Genomic DNA, 10,178 nt, shown 5'->3' with positions numbered 1-10,178 from the left:
CGCAGGCCAAAGAAAAGGCCCCCCGCAGGGAGCCTTTTCAGATCCGGATGCCGGGCGGGCTCAGCTCAGCCGGTGCAGCTCGGCAATCAGCGCGTCGATGTCGCCCCGCTTGCTGTCCAGGATCGCGCCGATCTCGGTGCGCTCCGTCAGCAGCAGGTTCACGCCCTCCACGAACATATTGAAGAACAGGTCGCGGCCCGAGCGGTCCGACACCAGGAACGTCACCTCAAACGGCGACTGGCCCTTGAGGTAGGCAATGGTGCTCACCTCATACCATTTCTTCACCTTCTTGACGCCGGTCACCTCCAGCTTGCCGCCGATGAACTCGCGGAAGCGTTTGCCGTATTTGCGCGAGATGTAGCCCTGGAAGGCCTGGGAGAACGCCCGTTTCTGGGCGGAGGACGCCCGGCGCCCGTCCGCACCCAGTGCGTAGGCGGCGATATAAGAGGTGTCGCTGTAGCGCTGGAAGATCTGCTCAAAGTCGCGGTACATCGCGCTCTCGCCCTTGCCGGAGGCGATCACCCGGTTGATGTCGGTCACCAGGCTGTTGATCAGCGAGCTGGCGCTGTTTTCGTTCAGCGCCCACAGGGCTTGCGGCGCAGTGGCCAGCACGGCGCCGGCACCAATGATAAATTTGCGGCGGTCCATTTTCAGAATCCTTCGGTGTTCAGGTCGAACGGGTCGATTTCGGTGATCTCTTCGCCCTCGCCCAGCTCGAACCGGCGGTTCTGCAGGTAGATCAGCCGCGATTGCGCATAGCTGTCGGCGCTCTCGTAGAGAATCGAATCGATCGTGTCGGAATAGTTGCCACGATCGCCCATACGGCGCACGATCTCCGCATAGATGCTAATGTTGTCGGCAGTATTCTGCTCGACATAGCCCAGCGGGTTGGTGAAGAAATCCACGGCGATCCCCGCGGCATCGCGGGAGGTGGAGGGGCCAAAGAACGGCAGCTCGACATAGGCGCCTTCGCCCACGCCCCAAACATGCAGCGTCTCGCCGAAATCGGTATCGACCGGCGGCACGTTAAATTCGCTGGCCGGGTCGGCGAGACCGGCAAAGCCCACAGTCGAGTTGATCACGAAGCGCGAAAACGCATTGCCGGCCATCTTCAGGTCGCCCTGCAGCAGCGCGTTGATCATTTGCCCCGGCATCGACAGGTTCTCGGCAAAATAGGAAAAGCTGGTCACCATCGGCGGGGGCACGATCGCCACATAGCCCTTGGACGCAGGCCGGAACGCCAGACGGTCCACGCCGCGGTTGAAGGCGTGAACGGTGCGGTTGGTTTTCTCGTAAGGGTCGAACACTTCGCCGGAGGCCCGTGCGACCGGATCCTGGCTGGCGCAGCCCGCGGCAAAGGCGGCAAAAATCAGCGCAAATAGAAATTTATGCGGTCGCAACATGTAGGCCATTCGGTTAAGTGTCCAATTGAAACTGGCGCCGGCGCGTTCGGAGGGCACATAAGGGTTCTCCCGCCGTTTTCCAGTCTGATTGCATTTTTTTACCTGCTTGTGTCACAACTGATACAACCCAGGCCATGATGCAACCCAGCCCTGACCCGAACCCAAGGAACCACTAGTGCAGTCTGCCCATGAGTAAAAGCGTTTATAAGAATGGTTATGAGGAGCTGCGCGCCGTGCGGCGGCAGAGCCGGGGCCTGTACTGGTTCACCGGGGTCTTCAGTTTTTTCGTGAACCTGCTGATGCTGACCGGCCCCCTTTACATGATGCAGGTCTATGACCGGGTGCTGGGCAGCCGCTCCGAGGCGACGCTGCTGGCGCTGTCGCTGCTGGTGGTGTTCCTCTATGGCATGATGGGGCTGCTGGATTACGCCCGCGGCCGGATCATGGCACGGGTGGGGGCGCGGTTCCAGGCGGCGCTGGACAAGCGGGTGTTCGACGCGATGATCCGCCGCTCCGCCGTGGCGCAGGACCCGGCCGCGCAGACCGGCCTCAGCGATCTGGAATCGGTGCAGCGGCTGATTGCCTCGCCGGTGCTGACCGCCGCCTTCGACCTGCCCTGGACGCCGGTGTTTCTGGCGGGCATTGCCCTGTTCCATCCCTGGCTGGGCCTGCTGGCGCTGGCGGGCGGCGCGGTGCTGGTGATCATTGCTGTCCTCAACCAGCTGTTCACCCGGCTGCCGATGCAGAAGGCCAACATGACCGGCCACAAGGCCAACCTGATGTCCGAGGAGATCCGCAACGAGGCGGAGATGATCCAGTCGATGGGCATGCGCGGCGCCTCCTTCGAACGCTGGAAACAGGCCCGTGACGCGGCGTTGGCCGACAGCGTCACGGCCAATGACACCGGCGGCGGCTTCACCACGCTGACCAAGACGCTGCGGCTGTTCCTGCAGTCGGCGATGCTGGGCCTGGGTGCTTATCTGGTGCTGCAGGGCGAGGTGACGCCGGGCGCGATGATTGCGGGCTCGATCCTGATGGGCCGGGCGCTGGCACCCATCGAACTGGGCCTGGGGCAATGGCCGATGGTGCAGCGGGCGCTGAAAGGCTGGCACAGCCTGGCCGAGCTCTTGGACAAGGTGCCGGAGGAGGCCTCGCGCACCGCGCTGCCCAAGCCCAAGGCCCTTTTGGAGGTGCAGGGGCTGGCGGTGGTGCCGCCGGGCAGCAACGCGCCGCTGCTGCGCAATGTGAATTTCCGGGTGCAGCCGGGCCAGGCAATCGGGGTGATCGGCCCCTCCGGCTCCGGCAAGTCCACCCTGGCGCGCTCGCTCACCGGTGTGTGGCGGCCTGCGGCGGGATCGGTGCGGCTGGATGGCGCCTCGCTCGATCAATACGCGCCGGACGTGCTGGGCGGCCACATCGGGTATCTGCCGCAACGGGTGCAGGTTTTTGACGGCACCATCGCCCAGAACATCGCCCGCCTGAGCCAGCAGCCAGACGCCGAAAAGGTGGTGGAGGCCGCCCGCAAGGCGGCTGCGCATGAAATGATCCTGAAGCTGCCCGAAGGCTATGACACGCGGGTGACGGCCTCCGGCGGGAGGCTGTCGGGCGGCCAGATGCAGCGGGTCGGGCTGGCGCGGGCGCTGTTTGACGATCCAGTGATCGTGATCCTGGATGAGCCGAACTCGAATCTCGACAACGAAGGCTCGATCGCGCTCAACCAGGCGATCAAGCAGATCAAGGCGGAGGGACGCTCGGTGCTGATCATGGCGCACCGCCCAGCGGCGATTCAGGAATGCGACATGCTGCTGGTGATCGACAAGGGAACCCAGACGGCCTTCGGGCCCAAGGACAAGGTGCTGCAGGAAATGGTTGCGAACCATCAGAACATCCGTCAGGCCACCGGTGCAGGAGGCGTGCGATGAGCGGCGATGGCAACTGGTCCGCGCAGCGGCCGCTGATTATCGGTCTGATCACGCTTCTGGTGCTGGTGGGCGGCTTTGGCTCCTGGTCGGTGCTGTCGTCGATTTCCGGCGCGGTGGTGGCATCTGGCCGCATCGAGGTCGACCGCAACCGTCAGGTTGTGCAGCATCTGGACGGCGGCATCGTCGCGGAAATCCTGGTGGATGAGGGCGACACCGTGCAGGAGGGCGACACGCTGATCCGGCTCGACGCCAATGAACTGACCTCGCAGCTGGTGATCACTGAAGGCCAGTTGTTTGAGCTGATGGCGCGCCGCGGCCGGCTGGAGGCAGAGCGGGACGAGGCGGCGGACATCACCTTTGATGAGGAGTTGCTGGAAGCGGTTGAAACTCAGCCGGACGTGCAGGATCTGGTGGAGGGCCAGCAGCGCCTGTTCCAGGCCCGCAGGGCCACCACCGCCCGCGAAATCGAGCAGCTGGAAAAGCGCCGGGTGCAGATCGAAGAGCAGATCCGCGGCATCCAGGCGCAGCAGCAATCGATGAAAGTTCAGCTGGAGCTGATCAATGAGGAACTGAGCAACCAGCAATCGCTGCTCGACCGGGGCCTGGCGCAGGCGGCGACGGTGCTGAACCTGCGCCGCACCCAGGCCAATCTGGAAGGCCAGCTGGGCGAGCTGGTGGCGGCGGAGGCGCAGGCCGAGGGACGGATCACCGAAATCGACATCGAGATCCTGAAACTGGCCACCGGCCAGCGCGAGGAGGCCATCACCCGCCTGCGCGACCTGCGCACGCAGGAGGTGGAACTGGCCGAAACGCGCCGCTCGCTGCGGCAGCGGCTGGAGCGGCTGGATATCACCGCGCCCGTGTCGGGGATCGTCTACGGGATGCAGGTGCAGACGCCGCGCTCGGTGATCCGCCCGGCGGATCCGGTGCTTTACCTGGTCCCGCAGGACCGGCCGCTGGTGATTGCGGCGCAGGTTGCGCCGACCGATATCGATCAGCTTTATACTGGCCAGGAAGTGACCCTGCGCTTCTCCGCCCTCGACCAGCGCAGCACGCCGGAGCTGTTCGGCCATGTGACCCAGGTCTCGGCGGATGCGTTTGAGGATCAGGGCAGCGGGGTGTCGTACTACCGCGCCGAGATCGAACTTGACCCCGGCGAGCGCGAACGCTTGCCCGAGGGCACGGTGCTGATCCCGGGGATGCCGGTGGAAAGCTACATCCGCACGGCTGACCGCTCGCCCTTGGCCTATCTGGTCAAGCCGCTGTCCGACTATTTCGTGAAAGCCTTCCGCGAAAGCTGACGGCGGCCGGAAACGGGCCGGGTTCATTGCATGAAACCGGCTCCCCCGCCTGCTGCATCCGAAGGGCGGAAAGCGGCGCGGGGGCTTCGCATTTGCTCTTTCCGAAAGCCGCCGCGCCGGGTAGCGTCCCGGCCAGCAAAGACTCGGAGGAAAAGGGCCATGAGCATCGAAGCGAAACTGAAAGAGCTGGGGGTGACCCTGCCGGACGCGCCGGCTCCGGCCGCCAACTATGTGCCGTATGTGGTCGCGGGCGATATGGTCTATATCTCTGGCCAGATCCCGTCCGACGAAAACGGGCTGATCACCGGCACCCTGGGCAAAGACATGGATGTGGAGGCCGGCAAGGCCGCGGCCAAGCGCTGCGCCATTGCGCTGCTGGCGCAGCTGAAGGCGGCTTGCGGCGGCGATCTGGAGCGGCTGGTCCGCGTCGTCAAGCTGGGGGCCTTTGTCAGCTCCACCGCGGACTTCACCCAGCAGCCGCAGGTGGTGAACGGCGCCTCCGATTTCCTGGTCGAAGCGCTGGGCGAGATTGGCCGCCACGCGCGCTCCGCGGTCAGCGCGCCCTCGCTGCCGCTGGGCGTTGCGGTCGAAATCGACGGCGTCTTCCAGATCAAATGAGACCTGACCTGCCTGCAAGCTTCCTGAGCGTGCCGCTGGCCCACCGGGCCTTGCACGATGCGGCGGACGGGCGGCCGGAAAACAGCCGCGCGGCGGTCCGCGCCGCGATTGCCGCGGGCTATGGCATCGAGATCGACCTGCAGCTGTCCAGCGACGGATGCGCCATGGTCTTTCACGATGGCGTGCTGGACCGGCTGGCGGACGCCAGCGGCCCGGTCCGGGCACGCACCTGCGCCGAGCTGCGCGCCATCCCGCTGAAGGGCGGCGATGGCGAGGGCATTCCGGGTCTGGATGAAATTCTGGAGCTGGTGGGCGGCCAGGTGCCGCTGCTGATCGAGCTGAAGGACCAGCACGGCGGAATGGGCATCACCGATGGCGCGCTGGAGCGGGCCGCGGCCAAGGCGCTGGACGGCTACAGCGGGCCGGTGGCGCTGATGTCGTTCAACCCGCATATGGTCGCCGAACTGGCCCGCCTGGCGCCGGAGCGTCCGCGCGGCCTGACCACCAGCGCCTATGATCCGGCGGACTGGCCGGAACTGCCCCGGGCGGTCTGCGACGACCTGCGCGCGATTCCGGATTTTGAACGCACCGGCTCAAGCTTTATCAGCCACGAGGCCGGCGATCTGGCCCGGCCGCGGGTGCAGGCGCTGCGCAACGAAGGGGTGCCGGTGCTGTGCTGGACCGTCACCTCCCCGGCGCAGGAGGCCGCGGCCCGCGCCTTTGCTGTCAATGTGACCTTTGAACAGTACCTGCCGCCGCTAACATCTTGATCAGGCTGGACCGCACCCCACATCTGAGAAGTGGTGCGGAGGAAAGGCATGTCGCAGGCGCAAATCGAAATCCGGGTGCTGGCGTCGCTGTCGCAGATCGCGGCGGCGGAGTGGGATGCCTGCGCCTGTCCCGAAGCGGGAGACGGGGGCCGTCCGCACGACCCTTTTACCACCCACAGGTTTCTGAGCGCGCTGGAGGACAGCGGCTCTGTCGGGCCGGGCACAGGCTGGCAGCCGCAGTATCTGACCGCCTATCAAAACGGCCGCCTGATCGCCTGCGCGCCGCTTTACGCCAAGGGTCACAGCCAGGGCGAGTACATCTTTGACCACAACTGGGCCCACGCCTATGAGCAGGCGGGCGGGCATTATTACCCCAAGCTGCAGATCGCGGTGCCTTTCACGCCGGTAACCGGGCGGCGGTTCCTGGTGCGCCCCGGCTTTGACGGCATCGGCCATTCGGCGCTGCTGCAGGGCGCGGTGCAGCTGGCGGCGGACAACAACCTGTCGTCGCTGCATGTGACCTTCTGCACCGCGGACGAGGCGCGGCTGGGCGAGGAAATGGGGCTGATGCTGCGCACCACCCAGCAGTTCCACTGGCAGAACCAGGGCTATGGCGATTTCGAGGATTTCATGCGGGCGCTGTCGTCGCGCAAACGCAAGAACATCCGAAAGGAACGGATGCAGGCGCAATGCTTTGGCGGCGAAATCCAGGTCTTTCAGGGCAGCAGCCTGCGCCCTGAGCATTGGGACGCCTTCTGGGAGTTCTACCAGGATACCGGCGCGCGCAAATGGGGCTCGCCGTATCTGACCCGGCAGTTCTTCGATATCGCGCACCGCACGCTGGCGCAGGACATGGCGCTGATTCTGGCGTGGCGCAACGGGCGCTATGTGGCCGGCGCGTTGAATTTCGTAGGCCGGGATACGCTTTACGGGCGTTACTGGGGCTGCGTCGAGCACCACCCGTGCCTGCATTTCGAACTGTGCTATTATCAGGCCATAGAGTTGGCCATCGCCCTGGGGCTTGACCGGATCGAAGCCGGCGCGCAGGGTGAGCACAAGCTGGCGCGCGGCTATTTACCGTGCCAGACCTATAGCTTGCACTGGATCGGCGATCCCGGGTTTGCCGGGGCTGTCGGACGCTACCTTGAGGCTGAACGGGCCGCCACCGAGGAAGAAATCGAAATCCTGACCGATTACGGCCCGTTCCGCAAAGCGCATGTGGAGGAGCAAGAATGACGGAAAAACTGTCCGACGCCACCCGCGGCCCGCTGCTGGAGCCGCTGTTCGCCACCGGCTGGGAAATGGTGGAGGGCCGCGATGCCATCACCAAGACCTTCAAGTTCAGCAATTTCGCCGATGCCTTCGGCTGGATGACCCGTGCCGCGATCTGGGCGGAGAAATGGAACCACCATCCCGAGTGGAGCAATGTCTACAACAAGGTGACAGTGGTGCTGACCACGCATGACGTGGATGGGATCAGCTCCCAGGACGCCAAGCTGGCGCGCAAGATGGACGGCCTGTACGGCGAGCCGCAGATGTGAGCCGCAGGGCCTGATAAAAAAGGTCAGAAACACTGTCCAAATGTTTCGCGCGCGAAACATTGCGGCAGAGCTGCTGACCTGATTTTTTAAGGTTTGTTAAGGGTTTGCGCCTGCGGCCGCCAGCACTGGCAGCCGCAGACATCAAGACCTTAGCCCATTGATTCCAGCAGACCTTCGCCTGCCGACAGCTCGCACTGGCCGGGGTTGTCTTCCTTGTTGAGGATTTTCACTTCGCCATCCTCCACCAGCATCGCATAGCGCATCGAGCGGCCGATCAAACCGGCCGGAGGCGCGTCGAAACGCATGCCGATCGATTCGGTAAAGGTGCATTCGGCGTCGGACAGCATGGTGATCCCGGCCTCGGTGGCGCCGGTGTTGTCGCCCCAGATCGACATGACGAACGGGTCGTTGCCGGCCAGGCAGATGATTTCGTCAACGCCCTTGGCGGCAAACTGGTCCTTGGTGCGGATGAAGCTGGGCACATGGGCCGAATGGCAGGTGCTGGTAAACGCGCCGGGAACCGCAAAGATCACCACTTTCCGCCCCTTCAGCTTGCTTGACAGCTGAACTTGCTCCGGCCCGTCGTCTCCGATCCGCGTCAGCACGGCGTCGGGCAGCTGGTCTCCAACAGAAATCATTGCACGTTCCTCTTTCTCGTGATTGCGTTTTGGGACCCCCGGTATATAGGGTCCGTTGGAAGCGTGACGGGAACTATTGCGGGAGGCAAGCAGAGATGTCCCATATCGTCGTGATTGGAGCGGGGCAGGCGGGGGCCTCGCTGGTGGCAAAGCTGCGCAAAGACGGGTTTGAGGGGGAGATTACCCTGATCGGCGCGGAAGAAGCGCTGCCCTATCAGCGGCCGCCCCTGTCCAAGGCCTATCTGCTGGGCGAGATGGAGGTGGAGCGGCTGTTCCTGCGTCCCGAAAGCTTTTATGCCGAAAACAACATCACCTTGAAACTGGGGCAGCGCGTCACCGCGATTGATCCGGCAGCCAAAACCGTTTCGCTGGGGGATGAAGTGATTTCCTATGACCAGCTGGCGCTGACCACCGGCTCCGACCCGCGCCGCCTGCCGGCCGCAATCGGCGGTGATCTGGACGGCGTCTTTGTGGTGCGCGGCCTGACCGACGTCGACGCGATGGCGCCGCACGTCACCGAAGGCAAGCGCGCGCTGATCGTCGGCGGCGGCTATATCGGGCTGGAGGCGGCAGCAGTCTGCGCCAAGCGCGGTGTGCAGGTGACGCTGGTCGAGCTGGCGGACCGCATCCTGCAGCGTGTCGCAGCGCCGGAGACGTCGGATTTCTTCCGCAACCTGCATACCTCCCACGGTGTCGATATCCGCGAAGGCGTCGGCCTGGAGCGGCTGGAAGGCGAGAACGGCCAGGTCACCCGCGCGGTGCTGAGCGGCGGCGAGGTGCTGGACGTGGATTTTGTTGTGGTTGGCGTTGGCATCACCCCGTCGTCGCAACTGGCAGAGATGGCCGGGCTGGAGCTGGACAACGGCATCAAGACGGACGCCAAGGGGCGCACCTCGGATGCGTCCATCTGGGCGGCGGGCGACTGCGCCTCCTTCCCGTTCCAGGGCAGTCGTATCCGTCTGGAAAGCGTGCCCAACGCCATCGACCAGGCTGAGGTCGTGGCGCAGAACATGCTGGGCGCGGACAAAGACTATGTCGCGCAGCCCTGGTTCTGGTCGGATCAATACGACGTCAAGCTCCAGATCGCGGGTCTGAACACCGGCTATGACAATGTCGTCACCCGTCAGGGCGACGGCCGGCAGGTCTCGTTCTGGTACTATGCCGGCGACCGGCTGGTGGCGGTCGACGCGATGAACGATCCGCGCGCCTATATGGTGGGCAAGCGGCTGATCGACATGGGCAAGACCGCAGACAAAACCGTGGTCGCCGATCCCTCCGCCGATCTGAAGCCGCTGCTGAAGGCGTGAGGATCATCGCAGGAGAATTCCGCGGCCGCGCGCTGGCCGCGGTGGGCAAGGGGGATGCAGGCGCGCATCTGCGCCCCACCACCGACCGCGTGCGCGAAAGCCTGTTCAACGTGCTGATGCACACCGGCGCCATCCCCGGCGCCCGGGTGCTGGACCTGTTCGCAGGCACCGGCGCACTGGGGCTTGAGGCGCTGTCACGCGGTGCGGCAGAAGTGGTGTTCGTGGATGACGGCCGCGTCTCCACCGGTTTGATCCGCAAGAACATCGCCATCTGCCGGGCGGAGGACCGCTGCACCCTGTTGCGCCGCGATGCGCTGAAGCTGGGGCAGAACCCGGAGCCCCCGTTTGACCTGATCTTTCTCGATCCGCCCTATGGCAAGGCGCTGGGAGAAAAGGCCCTTGCCGCTGCCGTAACTGGCGGCTGGGTGGCGGAGGATGCTTTGGTGGTCTGGGAAGAAAGCGCGCCGATGGCCGCCCCCGAAGGGTTCGAACTGCACGACAGCCGCAAATACGGTGATACCCATATCTCGCTGATGTGGCGGCAATAAAACAGGTGCGGACCCGAACGGGCAGTTTCTCCGATTAATTGATTTTCTATTTGCAAAAATAATCCTCTGGATGTAACGACCCCGTGATTTCAATCAAATTTCCGTCAATTCTGGCGGTTTCAAAGGGTTT

At 64.4% G+C, this 10,178-nt stretch carries 11 protein-coding genes; 8 read left to right on the top strand and 3 right to left on the bottom strand.

Annotated elements, in window-relative coordinates; genetic code table 11:
* Nucleotides 1-60: 60 nt before the first annotated feature.
* Both DAEP_RS0111930 and DAEP_RS0111925 read right to left on the bottom strand, forming a co-directional pair.
* Entirely contained in the window at nt 61-648 is a 588-nt protein-coding gene (locus tag DAEP_RS0111930; RefSeq protein ID WP_027244822.1) for an MlaC/ttg2D family ABC transporter substrate-binding protein, read from the bottom strand.
* Between the two features lie 2 nt (nt 649-650).
* Entirely contained in the window at nt 651-1,412 is a 762-nt protein-coding gene (locus DAEP_RS0111925) for an MlaA family lipoprotein (RefSeq protein ID WP_008555814.1), read from the bottom strand.
* 179 nt (nt 1,413-1,591) lie between these two features.
* Between DAEP_RS0111925 and DAEP_RS0111920 the strand changes: the two genes are divergently transcribed.
* The 6 genes from DAEP_RS0111920 (at nt 1,592) to DAEP_RS0111895 (ending at nt 7,555) form a co-directional block, all read left to right on the top strand.
* Nucleotides 1,592-3,325 carry a type I secretion system permease/ATPase gene (locus DAEP_RS0111920; protein WP_027244821.1) on the top strand — a complete coding sequence of 578 codons (1,734 nt, stop codon included), beginning with the start codon at nt 1,592-1,594 and terminating at the stop codon, nt 3,323-3,325.
* Complete coding sequence (locus DAEP_RS0111915; RefSeq protein ID WP_008557492.1) at nt 3,322-4,626, top strand: HlyD family type I secretion periplasmic adaptor subunit; 1,305 nt, start codon at nt 3,322-3,324, stop codon at nt 4,624-4,626. The genes DAEP_RS0111920 and DAEP_RS0111915 overlap by 4 nt, the downstream gene beginning before the upstream one ends.
* 159 nt (nt 4,627-4,785) lie before the next feature.
* Nucleotides 4,786-5,244, top strand: coding sequence for a RidA family protein (locus DAEP_RS0111910; RefSeq protein ID WP_027244820.1), 459 nt, complete (start codon nt 4,786-4,788; stop codon nt 5,242-5,244).
* Nucleotides 5,241-6,014: a glycerophosphodiester phosphodiesterase family protein gene (locus DAEP_RS0111905; protein WP_027244819.1), complete on the top strand. Its 774-nt coding sequence runs from the start codon at nt 5,241-5,243 to the stop codon at nt 6,012-6,014. The genes DAEP_RS0111910 and DAEP_RS0111905 overlap by 4 nt, the downstream gene beginning before the upstream one ends.
* A gap of 48 nt (nt 6,015-6,062) precedes the next feature.
* The gene (locus tag DAEP_RS0111900) at nt 6,063-7,250 is read left to right on the top strand and encodes a GNAT family N-acetyltransferase (protein ID WP_027244818.1); all 1,188 of its coding nucleotides are present in this window, start codon (nt 6,063-6,065) and stop codon (nt 7,248-7,250) included.
* Nucleotides 7,247-7,555: a 4a-hydroxytetrahydrobiopterin dehydratase gene (locus DAEP_RS0111895; RefSeq protein WP_008555268.1), complete on the top strand. Its 309-nt coding sequence runs from the start codon at nt 7,247-7,249 to the stop codon at nt 7,553-7,555. The genes DAEP_RS0111900 and DAEP_RS0111895 overlap by 4 nt, the downstream gene beginning before the upstream one ends.
* A 149-nt stretch (nt 7,556-7,704) precedes the next feature.
* Here DAEP_RS0111895 and DAEP_RS0111890 read toward each other — a convergent pair whose 3' ends face one another.
* Nucleotides 7,705-8,193, bottom strand: a complete 489-nt coding sequence (locus DAEP_RS0111890) for a peroxiredoxin (RefSeq protein ID WP_008554589.1) — start codon at nt 8,191-8,193, stop codon at nt 7,705-7,707.
* 95 nt (nt 8,194-8,288) lie between these two features.
* On the opposite strand from DAEP_RS0111890, the gene DAEP_RS0111885 reads away from it, so the two are divergent.
* The gene (locus DAEP_RS0111885) at nt 8,289-9,500 is read left to right on the top strand and encodes an NAD(P)/FAD-dependent oxidoreductase (RefSeq protein WP_027244817.1); all 1,212 of its coding nucleotides are present in this window, start codon (nt 8,289-8,291) and stop codon (nt 9,498-9,500) included.
* The gene (rsmD, locus tag DAEP_RS0111880; RefSeq protein WP_027244816.1) at nt 9,497-10,048 is read left to right on the top strand and encodes a 16S rRNA (guanine(966)-N(2))-methyltransferase RsmD; all 552 of its coding nucleotides are present in this window, start codon (nt 9,497-9,499) and stop codon (nt 10,046-10,048) included. Before DAEP_RS0111885 ends, rsmD begins: the two co-directional genes overlap by 4 nt.
* The last annotated feature ends 130 nt before the right edge of the window (nt 10,049-10,178 follow it).

Origin of the sequence: Leisingera daeponensis DSM 23529, from assembly GCF_000473145.1 — a bacterium.
GTDB classification, from domain to species: Bacteria; Pseudomonadota; Alphaproteobacteria; order Rhodobacterales; family Rhodobacteraceae; genus Leisingera; species Leisingera daeponensis.
Note: the sequence above shows the minus strand (reverse complement) of the source record. Positions and strands in the feature narration are given on the sequence as shown.